Raw genomic sequence first — 15,276 nt, 5'->3', positions numbered from 1 at the left:
TTTTCATGTTCCTTTCTCGTTTTGCCTGTTAAACAGGCAGATTATTTATTTAGGGGGTATTATTTTTCTAAGGAATCCCACGTCCACTCCATCGCACTGATTAACATTGTATTTTGTGGACATGAGCCTAAGGCCGGCGACAGCAAGTGATTTGCCGATACCTACATCCATACCAACTCCGCATAGTTGGCATGGATGTAGCCTTTGTTGGCACTAATATTATTTTATTTTTAAGCTTTTACCGGTTGCAACCTGAATGAAGCTTCGGCCGGTTCTGTTTCTGGTTCAACCAACGAGTCAGGCCTGTACAACTGGTGTGGCTGCAACGGAACATCTTGCTTAATCATGGGGCCATCCGCAGCAAGCTCGCTACCGGGTACTTTTGATTTAAATATAGGCCAGGCCAGCTGTGCGTACCATTGATCGCCTTCGTAATGTGAAATGCCGTAAGCTTTAGGGTACTGGCGAGAGATATGTGCCGTACCAAAAATAATATCCCACAAAAAGAACATGTTGCCAAAATTGCCTTTGTAGTAGCCTACCCCATCATCGGTAGTAGCCGCGTGGTGGGCGTGGTGCGTTGCCGGTGTTGATATGGTACGCTCCAAAATCCAGGCCAGGGGATGTAATATTTTGTATTGATAAAACGGCTTATCCCATGGGATGCTTGAATGAGCCAGCGTGGTAATGGTGCCTTTAATACCTTTAACAACAACAGCCGGGATACCTAAGCCGAGGTAAACCAAGGCGGTTGTTAAATAAGTTTGCGAAAAGAAAATAGTATAAATGATATTTTGCCTGCTGGCCATTGCCATACCCATGTATGACGCAGAGTGGTGCGTACGGTGAAAACGCCATAACCATGGCACTTCATGATGCAAACGGTGGTACCAGTACTGGGTAAGATCATCTGCAACTGCTATGATAGCGCAGCCCCAGAAAAACGGCACCCAGCTAAAGGTATCTTTAAAGCCTGGTAGTATGGCTGGCAGTACCTTAAGCCCGTAATAGGCAACCAGGGGTTTTACCACAAGCTTGGGAACAGTAAAGCAGGCAATATCCACCCACTTTTCGTTTTTGTTCCAACGTTTTTTATACAGGCCGAATGAAAATTCGAGTACGCCGAGCACCAGTACCAAAACGGAAAAACCATAGCCGTTAAGGTTTTCTATTACTTGTTTTATCTGTTCAATCATTGCTTTGTGGTTGTGTGTTTACATTATTGTTTTTTATTGCTTTTTGCTCTTTACGCTGCTGTTTCTTTTCCCAGGGGCGCTGGCCTGTAATATAAAATGTGGCAAACATGAGCACAATGGGCAGCGCGTAAAGTAGCAGGCTTAACAAAGCGTTTTTAACTATCCGTGTTTTAGTAGCTTGTTCCAGTTTCATAATCGGTTGCTTTTGGGTGAATCGTGAATGCTATTTTAGTTTTGGAGCTCCGCTCCAGCAGCTTGCGGGTAAGCCACAGGCCGCCGAAAATGATGATAAAAGGTATTAGTGTTACAATAACGCCAACCAATATCTTTTTCCCAAGCAGGGAAACGTCGTTAATGGTCATAATGAAAATATTAAGTGGTGAATAGTATCTGATACCGCATGATGATGTTCATACTGCCCAGGCACGTGTTAGTTAAAAAATGAATTCTGCAGTCAGCGAACCGTGTGTAAAATAACGGGGGCCGGAGGAAGGATTAAATCCTTATGATGCTATATCAACAGCTACAACAAGAAGTACAACAGCAGGTAAAAGCAATAACTGTCGATGGGTAATTAGCAAGGCCGTATTTGGGTAAAAGTTCGGGTTGCATGGTGGTTGCTTTTAATGATTTAATTGTTTGTGATTTAATTACAGGGGCAAATATAAAAAAGGATTTGATATATACTACTATTTCTATAGAAATTATATAATATAATTATTTATTTGCGTTAAAGCCCCTAAAACCAAGTATAAGCTTAAGAATATTACTCTTTCGGTCTATCGCATTCGCTCATATTAGCCAACTCCTGATGCAGGGATGGCAATGCGGCGCATCCCCCATGATAATCGTTATGAATATTACCGGAAAATAGCCACATGTTGACTGGAGCCCCTGGCATCCAAAATTGCCTTAAACAAAATTGTTTTTTTTGGGTTATTTTGGTTCACACTATAAAACATCCAGGGCCCCTCATGCAATTAACTGACGGAGAAGATTTACACAATGCTGTGCTCCATGCGCCTATTGGAATTTGCATATTAAATGCAAATTACCTTGTTGCCGAAATTGTCAACAAGAAATTCCTGGAAGTGGCCGGAAAACCTTACGAAACTATTTTCGGTCAGTTTTATTGGGATGCCTTTGCCGAGGCCCGGCCTTATTACGAAGCCGCTCTGGCGGGAGTAGTTAAAACCGGCGAGGCTTATTATGCAGATGAAGTGGAAATTATGCTGATTAGGCATGGCCGCGAGGAAATGATCTTTGTTACTTTTGTTTATGCTCCAATAAAAGATAAAGCGGGTAAAGTAAAAAAAGTAGCGGTTTGGGTGCTTGAAAATACCAAACAGGTAAATGAACGGCAAAGGATAGAAGCAGCGCGGACAGCTTTTAAACGGGAGCGCGACCGCCTTAAGAACTTTTTCATGCAGGCCCCGGCAGGTATTTGCATCCTTGACGGTCCGGACTTAGTTTACGAATTGGTTAACCCCGCATACCAGGAATTATTGCCCGGCCGAGAATTATTGAACAGGCCTATTTTTGAAGCGTTGCCGGAGTTGGTAGGCACTCCATTACAGGAGGTGCTATTGAATGTTTACCGTACAGGAGAAGCCTATGAAATAAACGAACTGCTGATACCGGTAGCAGAATACGAAGGCGGACCTACAAACGACCGTTATTTTAGTTTTATTTACCAGGCACGCCGCGATGAAAATGAGCAGATAGACGGCATCATGGCTTTTGTATTCGAGGTAACCGGGATGATAAAAGTACAGCAGGGTTTGCGGCAGGCAAGGGAGCAATCCGAGCAGCAAAAAAGGGTATATGAAACAATCACTTCTGGTACACCCGACCTGATATACGTATTTGATTTAAACTATCGCTTTATATACGCAAATCAGGCTTTGCTTTCCATGTGGGGCAAAACCTGGGAAAATGCTGTAGGCAAAGGCCTGCTCGACAATGGCTACGAACCCTGGCACGCCGAAATGCATGAACGGGAGATAGACCAGGTTAAAGCAACCAAACAACCTATACGCGGCGAGGTATCTTTTCCGCATGTTATCTTAGGCCGCCGGGTATATGATTACATTTTAACTCCGGTAATTAATGCATATGGCGAAGTAGAAGCGGTTGCCGGCACCACCCGGGATGTTACAGAACGCAAACTTACAGAGCAACAGCAAGTTGAATATACCAGTAAACTGCAAGCGGTAAACGAAGAAATAGCGGCATCAAACGAGGAACTCATTACTACCAACGAGGAGTTAATGGTGACACAGCAACGGCTGGAAGATACCAACCAGGAATTGGCGGCCAGCGCCCAGCGCCTGCGTATGGCTATTGAATCAACCAGCCTGGGCACCTGGGATTATAATCCGCAAACGGGGGAACTTTACTGGTCTAAAGAATGCCGCGACATCTATGGTGCGCCTCCGGATATACCGGTTACTTTCGCTTTATTTTCGGAACACATCCACCCAAACGACCGTGATTGGGTGCAAAAGGAGATAGAAAAAGCCATCAATCCTGAAAAGGGCGGCCAGTATGACATCAATTTCCGGATCAATCGGTTTAATAATGGTGAAACACGCTGGGTGAAAGTACACGGCTCGGTTTATTTTGGATCGGGCCTGGCGATCCGTTTTATTGGCACCGTTCTGGATATTACAGATATGAAAGATGCTGAAAAGCAAAGCGCCAGGTTGGCCGCCATCATCCAGTCTTCAGATGATGCCATCATCAGTAAAACGTTGGATAGTGTAATCACCAGCTGGAACGCAGGTGCCGAACGTATATTTGGTTATCATGCCGAAGAAATGATTGGGGAAACCATTTATAAACTGATCCCGGAAGACCGGCAGGATGAAGAACCGCAGATTCTTGCGCGCTTAAAATCCGGTGAACGCGTGCAGCATTTTGAAACAAAACGGCAAACCAAAGATGGCCGCCTCATTGATGTATCCCTGACCATCTCCCCCGTCAAAGACCCGCAGGGCAATATCATTGGCCTATCAAAGATTGCCCGGGATATCACCGAAAAGAAACTGGACGAGACCCGTAAGAGCGATTTTATAGGCATGGTTAGCCATGAGCTAAAAACACCATTGACTTCGCTGGGCGCCATTATACAGGTAGCCAACGCCAAACTCGGGAATAGCGAAGATAGTTTCCTGGTGGGCGCCATGCAAAAGGCAAACCTGCAGGTAAAGCGTATGACGGCCATGATCAACGGCTTCCTGAACGTCTCCCGGCTGGAGTCGGGAAAAATCCACATCGAGAAGCAGGATTTTGATATGGAAACGCTCATTGCTGATGTGATTGAAGAAGCTAACTTAACAACGAGCACGCATGTAATCAATTTTGACCAGGGCCAGCCTGTACCGGTGAGCGCCGACCGGGACAAAATAGGCTCTGTGATTTCGAATTTTATCAGCAATGCAATCAAATATTCGCCAGGGGGTAAATATATTGAAGTTGCCTGCACTACAAAGGACGGCGAAGTTATGGTCAGCGTTAAAGATGAAGGCATGGGCATTAAACCGGAGGATCTCGGCAAAATTTTCGATCGTTACTATCGTGTGGAAACCAACCATACCCGGCATATATCCGGTTTCGGGATTGGGTTATACCTGAGTTCGGAGATTATTGAACGTCATGGCGGGAAGGTTTGGGCAGAGAGCGAAAGCGGAAAGGGATCTACTTTTTATTTCAGTTTGCCCCTGGAAACTTCCTGATGCGTTTAATGTGATAGAAGCCAGGCATCCTTAAATCATGAGATATGGGAATGAATTTAACCAATGGTTGTAGTAATATAAAAAGGAGAGGTTTTACCCCCTCCTTTCTGTTTTTATTAATAACCCGGATTTTGGTACATCTTAACAGGGTTAAGTTTATACTCATCAAACGGAATAGGATAATAACGGTCTTTTGTACTAAAGTTGGCTAGCTGGGCCAAACCAAAATCGGTTTGTTTTTTGGCTTTAAAGTAAGCTACCAACTCATCTGTAGTAAATGTACGCAGCAGATCAAACCAGCGGTGATGCTCAAAGGCCAGTTCAACACGGCGCTCATGTAAAATAGCCAGCTTAAGTGTTGGGTATCTTGAAGCGTAATCGCTATTGGTCATTGATACGGCATAGGTTGGCATACCTGCACGGGTGCGCACCTGGTCTAAGAAACTTGTAGCAGTTACTGCATCACCCAGGTAATTGTTTACTTCGGCAAGCGACAGGATCACATCAGCATAACGCATCAAAATCCAGTCGTTACCACCATAGCCATTAACACCTGCAGCGTTACTAACATCCCTGAATTTGGTAACAAACCAATCTTTAACAATAGGGTCGTTAGCGTATTTAACAGAGAAGGTCATACGCGGATCGTTAGTTTCGTACTCATTGATCAAATCATGGGTAACATTATAACCCGCGCCAGATGATGGTTTTTGCGAGTTGATGGTTTCGCCTTTCGCCTGGAAATTGGCAGCTATTGCTGAACTGTAGTTAAGATCACCCTGGATGTTCACAATCTGGAAGATCAGTTCCGGGCAGGTTGTTTTCTTGCTTACATCAAAAACATCGGTGTAAGGAATGCTGTTTAGCGCGCCAAAATTACGCATGTTGTAAGCAGCCATTAAGGCTGTTTTGGCGTTGTTTAAATTAGTGGTGCGGTTAGCCTGATCTAAAGTAGTAGCCATGGTAAGGTATGCCTGGCCCATCAGGAAATTAGCCGCTGCTTTTGATGCCCTGCCGGTTGATGCCTGCAAATTTGGAAGCGGGCTGTTAACAACGTCTGTTAAATCGGCTATTATTTGCTGGTAAACCGCATCCTGCTTTACCCTGAAAGTTGATGCCGCCACATTGGCTGCAGATGACAGTTGTTTGGTTACCAACGGCACATCGCCCCAAAGCCGCACCAATTCAAAATAAGTAAAGGCACGCAAAAATTTAGCTTCGGCAGCGTATTTCAACTTTAAGTTATTATCCGGAAAGCTAACCTGGTCAATGTGCGATAATACCACATTGGCGCGGCTAACTGTAGTATACAATGATACCCAGTGGCTTTTAAGATAGGTATTGCTTGGCAGGATAGAAAAGTTGTTGAACTGGAAGGGCTCGCCGGCGTTTGACTGGTTGTCGTTAGTACCGGTATCATCAGAGCGTTGATCTGTCCACAAATCGCTTCCCTCGCCAACATTGTTACCGCTGCGCATTGATTGATAAATGCCGTTTACAGCCAGCAACACGTCGTTGGGTGTTTTATAGCTTGCGTCAACGGTTACCGCGTTGGGGTCGCTTTCATTTAAAAAGTCTTTTTTACAAGACGGGCTTATGGCCACAACCGCAGCAAGGCAGGCAATGGCTAAAAATTTCTTATTCATTTTATATCTCTTAAAAAATTTATCAAAAAGTAACGTTTACACCTAAGTTGTATGACCTAACCAGCGGGTAGGTACCGTAATCGATACCAGGCGCAAGGTTGGCAGGCTGCGTGCTGTTTGATGCGGCACCAGAGTAGTTATAATCTACATCGGGGTTATAGCCTTTATATTTGGTTATAGTAAACGCATTAACTACGCTTGCAAAAACACGTGCCTTGGTAAGGCCCAAAGTATTTTGCAAAAAGCCCGGCAGGGTGTAACCTAATGTTAAGTTGGTACAACGCAGGTACGAGCCGCTTTGCAGGTAAAAGGTTGATAAACGGGTACTGTTACTTTGCGTACCGGCACGTGAAGCGCGGTAAAAAGAGCCATCGCCCGGGTTTTCTGCATTCCTGTACCTGTTGGCTACGTTGGCGTATTGATTGCCCGAGCCCTCGCCATTATACAGGTAATAGTCCTGTCCGTCCAGAATCTGGTTTCCGTACGATCCGTTGAAGGCAGCGCTTAAATCAAAATGTTTATAAGTACTGTTTAAGGCAAAGCCGTAAGTAAATTTGGCATATGGCGAACCGATAATACCTTTATCCGCATCGTTTACAATCCCATCGTGATTGGTATCAACAAACCAAAGGTCTCCTATTTTAGCAGGGTTGGTTTGTGAGGCAGACGGCGCGGTTTTACCTAAATTATCGGCAGTAATTATACCGCCAACTTTAAAGCCATAAAACATACCAATTGGCTGCCCTTGCGTAGTTATGCTGGTAAGGTATGAGCGCTCGGCACCGTTAATAATCAGGGTGTTGTTTGATGGCAGTTTAACAACTTTATTCCGGTTTAATGAAATATTACCGCTTGCACCAAAAGTAAAATCCTTACTGTTAATTATTCTGCCATCTACCTGGAAATCAAAACCGCTGTTACGGATTTTGGAATCGCGCAGGTTGGTTAGTATCGTTGTACTGCCCGATATTGCCGAAATTGGCTGGTTATACAGCAGGTTGTATGAATAACTCAGGTAATAGTTGGCAATAATTGAAAGGCGGCCTTTAAACAAAGAGATATCGGTACCAAAGTTATACTGCGAAGTAGTTTCCCAACTCAGCGTGTTATCTTTAATCCCACCCGGATAAGTTGCAGTTACGGCGCTGTTACCATCAAGCACTGTACCTGTTGGCGCTGCCAATGTTTGTTGTATGGCGTAGTTAGGGATATTGAAGTTACCGCTTTTGCCCCAGCTTGCGCGGATTTTAACAGTTGATTGATCGCCAAGGAAGTTATGGTAAAAGTCCTCGTCGGACAGGTTCCAGCCGGCAGCAACCGATGGGAAGTAACCATACTTATTTGCCGGCCCAAAACGTGATGAACCATCGGCACGGAACGATGCGGTTAAAAAGTATTTACCTGCGTAGTTATAGTTAGCACGGCCAAGGTATGATAACAGGGTATATTCACTCTTATAAGCAGAGTTTAAAGCAAAGTTAGCTGCCAGGGCGCCCCTGTTTGATATTTCGGGAATCGCATCATTTTGGAAGCCGTTTGCTTTTACGCTGATATAATCGGCAGAGGTAATTTGCGCGGTGTAACCTGCCAGGGCGTCAAAGTGGTGTTTGCCAATTTGCTTATTGTAATTTAAGGTAAACTCGGCAAGCCTATCAACAGTTACCAGGTTTGAAGCCTGCGCGTTAGCCGCCAAAATTGACTGCTGTGAACCCGGAGGGAAAGCACCACTGCTTAGCGTGGTGGGGTAGTAATAATCATACTTCTCTGTATAGGTTTCGGTACCCAGGTTAGTTTTAAAGTCAAGATCTTTCGATATATGGTATATAGCGGCCGCGTTGTAATGGCCACGGTACCCTTTCCTGTTAATTTTAATACGCTCGGCAAGTGCAACCGGGTTTTCAATACCCTGGTAACCATATTGGGTTGAGCCGGCAGCTTCGGCATTGGTTGCTAATGAACCATCGGCATTATAGGCGGGCAGGTAAGGCATATAAATAAGCGCGCCAAGAATTGGGCTGTGGTCAAAACGACCTTCCTGTATTTCCTGGTTGGTGTTTTGGGTGTAAGCTACATTGGCCGCTATGTGGATGCGTTTGCTTACATCGCCATCAATATTTGCACGGAAGTTATAGCGCTGCTGGCCGGTACTTTGAATAATACCCGGCTGGTTTTGGTATGAGCCGCTCACATAGTAACGGATATCGCTTGATGCGCCCGAAAACGACAGCGTATGCTTTTGCATAAATGTGTTGCGGTACAACTCATCCTGCCAATCGGTATTTACGGTTTGCTTAATAGGGGTTTGCGTAGCGAAATTATACAAGCCATCGGGGATACTTACGCTGCCGGTATTACCTACATTGGTTACACGGGTTGCATTCGGGTCAGAATACATGGCATCATTCCAGGTATGGCCGGTGTTTACCCAAAGGTCATGATAGGCGTTGTTACGGCCATCTATTACCAACTGGGCAGCCTGGTCGGCATTCAGCAGTTTTACTTTGTGGGCCAGCTGGTCAATCCCGGTTTGCACATCGTATTCAAAACGGCCTTTACCTAATTTACCTTTTTTAGTGGTGATTAATACCACGCCGCCAGATGCCCGCGAACCGTAAATAGCGGCCGATGCAGCATCTTTTAATACGTCGATACTTTCCACATCTTCCGGGTTAATGTAGATGTCATTTGATGGGTAACCGTCGATAACGTACAACGGATCAGAACTGGCATTAAACGAGCCTATACCCCTAACCCTGATTTTTGGGCTGGTATATGGCGCACCGCTCGTTTGCGATACCTGTACACCCGATACCTTACCAACAAGAGCCTGCCCCAATGAAGGAGAAGAAAGATTTAAATCGCTTGATTTTACGCTGGCAACCGAACCGGTAACATCGCTTTTACGGATGGTTTGGTAGCCAATGGCTACAACCTCATTAAGCATGTTGGCCTGTGGCACCAGTTTAACATTTATATTGGCCTGGTCGCCAACGGTTATTTCCTTTGGCAGGTACCCAATAAATTTAAAAACAAGCACAGCACCTGGTTCTGCTGATATACTATATTTTCCGCTCACATCTGTTGATGTACCTTTATTGGTGTTTTTGATCATTACTGATACGCCAGGCAGCGGTTGGTTGGTTTCATCGGTTACGGTACCGGATACTTGAGTTGCCTGGTTAACCGCAATTTTAATAAGGGTTGCAGCGTTTGAGTTAAACGCGGTTGCCATGATCATGAGGCAGGTAAAAGGTTTTAGCAAAAACCTTCCAAAAAGATCACGGATAATCTTTTTATTCATATTTTTAAAAGTTGATTGTTAGGAAATGACAGTAAAGCTTTCGACCGCTTTTTTAGTTTTTTGACAATTATTCCGGGAACCGTGTGAATGTTAGCGCATTCACCGGTTTCTATGTTTTATCGCCGGCTATCGATGTTAAGTTTAAATTAATGTTACATAGGCATTTAAATTAAAATACATGGCAGATTTTAATATTATCACAATAATTATTGCCTTGTGATAATATAATATTAATTATAGATTATTAATATTGCAGTAATGGCAACAAAATTAAACCAGCTATCTTAACACCGGGCTACTTAAACGTTAAGTTTGTATTAATAAAAAAGGCAACCGGGTGTATGCCGGCGCCTGTAAGCTGGTACATTTCACCGGTTTTTACCAGGTTGTTTTAGTGAAATTTACATTGCCTTTTCGTGATGATGTTACCGCAATTCCCCTTTCATCGTTGCCAATAAATGAAAATCCTTCCAGCTCATCGGCCCGGTTAATATCATCAACCTGGCTAATTACTACCTGCTTACCAGCTTCTATCGATTTTTTGAGGTCGACGTAGGTAAAACGCCATTGCCGTCCCTCAATTTTATTTTGGATAAGCACCAGCACGCCTTTATCGGCTATCCAGTGCAGGTTTTGCACCCAGGGCGTGCACGTAAATTTTTTGTAAAGCACACCCGCCTCTTTTGTGTTTGCTGCTTTTGCCAGCTTCTGCGGATCATATAATCTTACCTCGTTTCCATGGTCGCCATAATCGGCGGTGGCCACATACCACTTATTATTATATTTAACATACTCGGGGCGGGTGCCTTGTATACAGGCGTCATCATCAATGGTATTGAGCAGGCTGGCATCAAGCGTACCGGTGCTCAACAGTGCTTTCCAATCAACACAATAAATAACAGCTTTCCATTTGGTACCCTCGGCGTTAAGGCGGATGGAGTTACCTATAAAAGTTGGGCCCACGCCGTTATAGGCTATCCCGGTAGGGTGGTTAATTACATCCTGCCCGTTTTTGGTAAGCTTTACTTCTTTATGCTGATAAACCAGGCTATCGCCCTCCATTTTAAACTCACGGATTATGCCTGCTTCGCGGTCACCGTATAAAAATATGCGGCCGTTTTGGTACGATATCCCCTGACAAGCGCCCAAAGAATCGATAGTGATTGAGCGTTGGAACTGATGATCAATATTGCCGGTTGTCAGGCTCCCGATACCTAATATTACAGCAACTATGGTTAAAGTAATTTTTTGCATATGTTGAATGTTTATCGTGGGTCAAGTGGTTCGTCGGGATCGATTTGTTTGGCATCTTCAACCGGGTAGTATTCAACCTCGGTTTCCGAGTTACGTTTGGCCAGTTTGTAAGGCACGTAGTTCAGTTCCTTTTGACAGCGGGCATCCATCGTCATAATAAAATCGGTTTGCGATTTATCTGTTACCACAATACCGGGCTTATTGGCCGGAATGCCGTATTTATAAATAAGCCGGGCGCTGTTACGCATATTGGTAGTAGTATGGCGGGCGTGTGGCTCAATGATGATGGCATTTTCGGGGATGTGCAGGGTTTTCATCAGGTAAACCTTCATCTCCTCGGCCTCGTTATATTTTGTTTTGTATGGATGCACTTTGCCGCCAGATACGATGATGAACGGAGCTTTACCCAATTTATATTGCTGAACGGCCAGCCTGCAGCGCAGCATGCCTTCGCCGCTTAAAGGCGATGTTAAATTGTCGGGCCCTGCGCCGGGTACCAGGATGTTTGAGTACGGATAAGCAGACCATTTAATACTTTTTATCCTGTTGACTGCAGCCTTATTCGCCCCAAATTCCATAGGCTCGTAGTTGGCAGGATCCTGCCGTTCATTTATCTGCAGATAAAGCAGCGCAGCCTGCATCGACGGCTCAAAAAACAAACGCGTGTTTTTAACGTCACCAATCAAAGTAGTAGTAACATCATACATCAACGTACGATAAGCCTTTGCATGAACATTGTAACTGATAGAATCTATTTGCGGGTAGTTAGGTTTTTTGCCTTCGGCATATACCGCAATGGTATAATTAACACTGCCGGCATCCTGTTCCCAGGCTTTCTGCAAGAGCTCGACATCGGGTAGTTTTTTATATAAACTATACGCACCGGATGGAATCAGCTTTGTTTTTACCAACTTATCCAAAGCGTTGCCTGGTTTATAAAGCGCAGCAAGGCGTTCGGTAACTAAACTGATCTCTTCGTCTGTAAGTTTAACAGCAGCCGTTAAGCACGATGCATCGCTACAATCGGTAAGGGACGTATTGAGCTTGCTTAATTTTTGTTGAGTGAGCTGCGCCAGTTGGGCATCGCCGTTAAGTAATAAACCAACTTCGTTATCCTGCTCAAAAAGCGAGAGCAAGTAGTAATTTTTAACCTCCACATAGTCCGTTGATACTTTTTTTTCGCCGGCTGCCAGGGGCGCCTGGGCATAGTTGCTTAACCAACTAAGGCACAGCACCAATAATACTATAAATTTTTTCATAGGCGTTTTTTAACAAAGCGTAAAGAAACCCCTCTTAATTAAACTTAAGATTAACTCCAGGTAACAATCTCATAGATGGTGCGGCCACAGAAGGCAAGTAAAGTACTACGAATGTAAAACTTACCAGATTTGCGAGGCAGGCGATTGCCGGATAGCGCAAGTGAATCAACCGGTTTTCATTAAATTTTGGAACTTGATGGCGTAGAGCAGTAACCAGGTTTGGTTGCTGTTGATATGGAGAGACGGATATTAAAGAGAACCGGCAGTGGTTATTCATCCCCAATAAAACACTTTTAAAATTCAATGTGTTCACTTTTCAAGGGAACATCAGTTTATAGTATACTAATCGTTTAACCCCTTTCCATCCAGAATTTGGGGTATATATTTTTCAATCCTTGCATCGCGGGTTTTGGATTGTTTGGGTGCAGCAAAATATAACAGGTACGCCCTTTGCCGCCCGGGTGTTAATGCATCAAATGCCGTTTTCAGCATCGGCATTTCATCTAATTTATTTTTAAACTCTTCGGCCATTGCAAATTCGGTTGTCTTTTTCAAACTCACTTTCAAACCTGCTTTTTCGGCTTCAATGGCTTCATAAATGTAGGCTTTAAGGGTGGCTTTCAACTCTATTATTTCCCGCACGTTGGTAAACCGCACCTGGCGCGCTGCCTGTACATTTTCTGATTGCTGAATCAAAATAACGGTGGCATCATTAAGCAACGCTCCTTTGAAAAATAAAACCGCGCAGTATTCTTTAAACACATGTATCAGTACGATATTACTTTTCTGATAAGTATAACAAGGACAGCCCCACTTCAATTCTTCGGTAAGCCCGCAATCCAAAATAATCAATCTTAATTGTTCCAGTTCTTCGTGCCACTTTTCGGCCTTGTCAAAATAAAAATCAACCTTCGGATTCATGGTATATGCTCAATATTGGTTATCAGTTGCTATACAAAATTCACACCTTTAACGAGCTGCGAAAACCCCTTGCGGCATAGTAGGATTCGGCTCCGTTATGATAAAGAAACACGGTATCGTATCGCCGATCGCAAAATACAGCCCCGCCAAGTTTCCTGATCTCCGCTGGCGTTTTTATCCAGCTCGATGTTTTCAAATCAAACTTGCCAAGCTTCTGTAATTCTCTGTATTGGTCTTCTGTTAAAATCTCAACACCCATGGCAGCAGCAATGTCAATAGCAGTATTTTCCGGCTTAAATTCTTTCCGTGCATCATGCGCCGCTCTATCATAACAAAGGCTTCTGCGACCTTTAGGGCTTTCGGCCGAGCAATCGTAAAAAATGTATTCGCCTGTGTTTTTATCAAGGCCAATAATATCCGGCTCGCCGCCGGTTATTTCCATTTCATTAAGCGACCATAATTTCCCAGCATTAGCCTGCAGTTTTGCTTGCACAGCGCCCCATTCAATGCCTTCATGGCGGTTCATATTTTTTTCAAAGCGGGCTTTCAATAATGCGAGTAATTCATCGCTCTTTTCTGCTGATAGTTTAGGGTTCATACCATTCTTTTTTATGAGTTAACTGAAATCATCTTCCTATCTGCAGGCCTGAAATACCACGATACTATCGTTAACGCCAACAGTAGTAACGACGGGAATATTTCCTTAACAGTATCGCCAGATGCCACATGCGAAAATATTGCGCCTGTCATTACAAAAAAAAAGCCTGCATAAGCCCATTCCTTTATCAAAGGCAATTTAGGAATAAGCACCGTTACAACGCCCAAAAATTTCCATACGCCTAATATTGTTAATAAATAAACAGGATAACCCAGGTGTGTTATACTGTCTGCTCCCCCCTGCCCTTCTTTCATCTTAAATAACTGCACTATTCCGGTTGATATCATCCCTAATGCAAGCCAGATGGTAGCAACCCAATAGATAATTTTATTGCGCTTTGTCATGATATATTATTTAATTTTTTTAACGTGTCTTCTAACCGGTTATGCGCCATATTAAGGCCCTGGGCAAATGGCAGCTTTAGCATTTGGTCTCTGTCTTCAACTGATTTATATACAATACGTATGTTGATTTTACTGGTTGCACTGGTGAGTTGTTCAAATTCCAGAAACTCAAGCTGGACAGGGAAAGGCGTGTTTTCCATTTCAAAAGTCCGGGTGATTTTCTGGTTCGGCACAAACTCGTGAATTACCCCGTTGGCCCTAAAAACTACGTTTCCTTTTGCATCTGATGTTTCAAACTGCCAGCTGCCGTGCTTTTTTCCTTCGAGTTTCAGCACTTTAGTCCCCATCCATTGTTCCACTATTTCGGGCTCAATGTGGGCCTTAAAAAGCATTTCCAACGGTAAATCAAACTCCCTTGTAATTACCAGATACTGTTTGTCGTCTTCGGCGTTAATCTTCGTTTTAAGTTCCATAATATGCTATTTTTTTTGTTGATAGTTTTTCATGATCTCTTCCAGTTTGTTAAACCTGTCATCCCACATCTGGCGGAACGGTTCAATAAAATCGGCTATGGCTTTCATCTTTTTCGCGTTAATATGATAGTAAATTTCCCGGCCGGTTTGCTGCTGGCCAAGCAGTTCGCACTCGGTGAGTATTTGTAAATGTTTTGAAACTGTTGGCCTTGCCGTGTTAAAGTTTGAAGCTATTGCACCGGCAGTCATCGATTGTGTGGCAACCAACAAAAGTATAGCTCTTCTTGTCGGGTCGGCTATGGCCTGGAATACATCTCGTCTTAAATTCATTGCGTAGCTATTTGACTACAAATATAAGTGTAGTTATTTAACTACGCAAATTTTTCTCTTTTTTTTTGGTACTTGTTTGGGATAAAACCTGTTTTGCCAAAACATAACCTTGATAGCTCATTATGCGTTAAACACCAATAAGTTAAATAAGCACCGC

General features: G+C 43.8%; 13 protein-coding genes. 1 reads left to right on the top strand and 12 read right to left on the bottom strand.

Features of this window, described 5'->3' with window-relative positions; genetic code table 11:
• Positions 1–230 precede the first annotated feature (230 nt).
• Genes AC1RM2_RS18965 through AC1RM2_RS18955 form a run of 3 tightly spaced genes read right to left on the bottom strand, consistent with a single transcriptional unit; the run spans position 231 to position 1,558 of the window.
• Positions 231–1,196, bottom strand: a complete 966-nt coding sequence (locus AC1RM2_RS18965) for a sterol desaturase family protein (protein ID WP_492986737.1) — start codon at positions 1,194–1,196, stop codon at positions 231–233.
• Positions 1,189–1,389 carry a hypothetical protein gene (locus tag AC1RM2_RS18960; RefSeq protein ID WP_492986736.1) on the bottom strand — a complete coding sequence of 67 codons (201 nt, stop codon included), beginning with the start codon at positions 1,387–1,389 and terminating at the stop codon, positions 1,189–1,191. The genes AC1RM2_RS18965 and AC1RM2_RS18960 overlap by 8 nt, the downstream gene beginning before the upstream one ends.
• Entirely contained in the window at positions 1,367–1,558 is a 192-nt protein-coding gene (locus tag AC1RM2_RS18955; RefSeq protein WP_492986735.1) for a hypothetical protein, read from the bottom strand. The genes AC1RM2_RS18960 and AC1RM2_RS18955 overlap by 23 nt, the downstream gene beginning before the upstream one ends.
• 612 nt (positions 1,559–2,170) lie before the next feature.
• Between AC1RM2_RS18955 and AC1RM2_RS18950 the strand changes: the two genes are divergently transcribed.
• Positions 2,171–4,933, top strand: a complete 2,763-nt coding sequence (locus tag AC1RM2_RS18950; RefSeq protein WP_492986734.1) for a PAS domain S-box protein — start codon at positions 2,171–2,173, stop codon at positions 4,931–4,933.
• Between the two features lie 116 nt (positions 4,934–5,049).
• Here the strand turns inward: AC1RM2_RS18950 and AC1RM2_RS18945 are convergent, their stop codons facing one another.
• From AC1RM2_RS18945 to AC1RM2_RS18905, 9 genes are all read right to left on the bottom strand, one after another.
• Positions 5,050–6,579, bottom strand: a complete 1,530-nt coding sequence (locus tag AC1RM2_RS18945) for a RagB/SusD family nutrient uptake outer membrane protein (protein WP_492986733.1) — start codon at positions 6,577–6,579, stop codon at positions 5,050–5,052.
• Between the two features lie 22 nt (positions 6,580–6,601).
• Positions 6,602–9,880 carry a SusC/RagA family TonB-linked outer membrane protein gene (locus AC1RM2_RS18940; RefSeq protein WP_492986732.1) on the bottom strand — a complete coding sequence of 1,093 codons (3,279 nt, stop codon included), beginning with the start codon at positions 9,878–9,880 and terminating at the stop codon, positions 6,602–6,604.
• Between the two features lie 378 nt (positions 9,881–10,258).
• Positions 10,259–11,134 (bottom strand): hypothetical protein, encoded by an 876-nt coding sequence (locus AC1RM2_RS18935; RefSeq protein ID WP_492986731.1) that lies wholly within the window; start codon positions 11,132–11,134, stop codon positions 10,259–10,261.
• A gap of 11 nt (positions 11,135–11,145) precedes the next feature.
• Entirely contained in the window at positions 11,146–12,393 is a 1,248-nt protein-coding gene (locus tag AC1RM2_RS18930; RefSeq protein WP_492986730.1) for a YdcF family protein, read from the bottom strand.
• Between the two features lie 342 nt (positions 12,394–12,735).
• Positions 12,736–13,314 (bottom strand): YdeI/OmpD-associated family protein, encoded by a 579-nt coding sequence (locus AC1RM2_RS18925; protein ID WP_492986729.1) that lies wholly within the window; start codon positions 13,312–13,314, stop codon positions 12,736–12,738.
• Positions 13,315–13,354: 40 nt separating this feature from the next.
• Positions 13,355–13,912, bottom strand: a complete 558-nt coding sequence (locus AC1RM2_RS18920; RefSeq protein ID WP_492986728.1) for a DUF4256 domain-containing protein — start codon at positions 13,910–13,912, stop codon at positions 13,355–13,357.
• Positions 13,913–13,923: 11 nt separating this feature from the next.
• Positions 13,924–14,316 carry a DoxX family protein gene (locus AC1RM2_RS18915; protein ID WP_492986727.1) on the bottom strand — a complete coding sequence of 131 codons (393 nt, stop codon included), beginning with the start codon at positions 14,314–14,316 and terminating at the stop codon, positions 13,924–13,926.
• Complete coding sequence (locus AC1RM2_RS18910) at positions 14,313–14,789, bottom strand: SRPBCC family protein (RefSeq protein ID WP_492986726.1); 477 nt, start codon at positions 14,787–14,789, stop codon at positions 14,313–14,315. Before AC1RM2_RS18910 ends, AC1RM2_RS18915 begins: the two co-directional genes overlap by 4 nt.
• Positions 14,790–14,795: 6 nt before the next feature.
• The gene (locus AC1RM2_RS18905) at positions 14,796–15,119 is read right to left on the bottom strand and encodes an ArsR/SmtB family transcription factor (RefSeq protein WP_492986725.1); all 324 of its coding nucleotides are present in this window, start codon (positions 15,117–15,119) and stop codon (positions 14,796–14,798) included.
• Positions 15,120–15,276 lie beyond the last annotated feature (157 nt).

This window comes from Mucilaginibacter sp. GW822-FHT03E02 (genome assembly GCF_058801545.1).
Note: the sequence above shows the minus strand (reverse complement) of the source record. Positions and strands in the feature narration are given on the sequence as shown.

Bases quoted from the DNA above. Each gene is read 5' to 3' on its own strand.
- AC1RM2_RS18965 (WP_492986737.1), bottom strand. From the start codon at position 1,196: ATGATTGAACAGATAAAACAAGTAATAGAAAACCTTAACGGCTATGGT.
- AC1RM2_RS18960 (WP_492986736.1), bottom strand. From the start codon at position 1,389: ATGAAACTGGAACAAGCTACTAAAACACGGATAGTTAAAAACGCTTTG.
- AC1RM2_RS18955 (WP_492986735.1), bottom strand. From the start codon at position 1,558: ATGACCATTAACGACGTTTCCCTGCTTGGGAAAAAGATATTGGTTGGC.
- AC1RM2_RS18950 (WP_492986734.1), top strand. From the start codon at position 2,171: ATGCAATTAACTGACGGAGAAGATTTACACAATGCTGTGCTCCATGCG.
- AC1RM2_RS18945 (WP_492986733.1), bottom strand. From the start codon at position 6,579: ATGAATAAGAAATTTTTAGCCATTGCCTGCCTTGCTGCGGTTGTGGCC.
- AC1RM2_RS18940 (WP_492986732.1), bottom strand. From the start codon at position 9,880: ATGAATAAAAAGATTATCCGTGATCTTTTTGGAAGGTTTTTGCTAAAA.
- AC1RM2_RS18935 (WP_492986731.1), bottom strand. From the start codon at position 11,134: ATGCAAAAAATTACTTTAACCATAGTTGCTGTAATATTAGGTATCGGG.
- AC1RM2_RS18930 (WP_492986730.1), bottom strand. From the start codon at position 12,393: ATGAAAAAATTTATAGTATTATTGGTGCTGTGCCTTAGTTGGTTAAGC.
- AC1RM2_RS18925 (WP_492986729.1), bottom strand. From the start codon at position 13,314: ATGAATCCGAAGGTTGATTTTTATTTTGACAAGGCCGAAAAGTGGCAC.
- AC1RM2_RS18920 (WP_492986728.1), bottom strand. From the start codon at position 13,912: ATGAACCCTAAACTATCAGCAGAAAAGAGCGATGAATTACTCGCATTA.
- AC1RM2_RS18915 (WP_492986727.1), bottom strand. From the start codon at position 14,316: ATGACAAAGCGCAATAAAATTATCTATTGGGTTGCTACCATCTGGCTT.
- AC1RM2_RS18910 (WP_492986726.1), bottom strand. From the start codon at position 14,789: ATGGAACTTAAAACGAAGATTAACGCCGAAGACGACAAACAGTATCTG.
- AC1RM2_RS18905 (WP_492986725.1), bottom strand. From the start codon at position 15,119: ATGAATTTAAGACGAGATGTATTCCAGGCCATAGCCGACCCGACAAGA.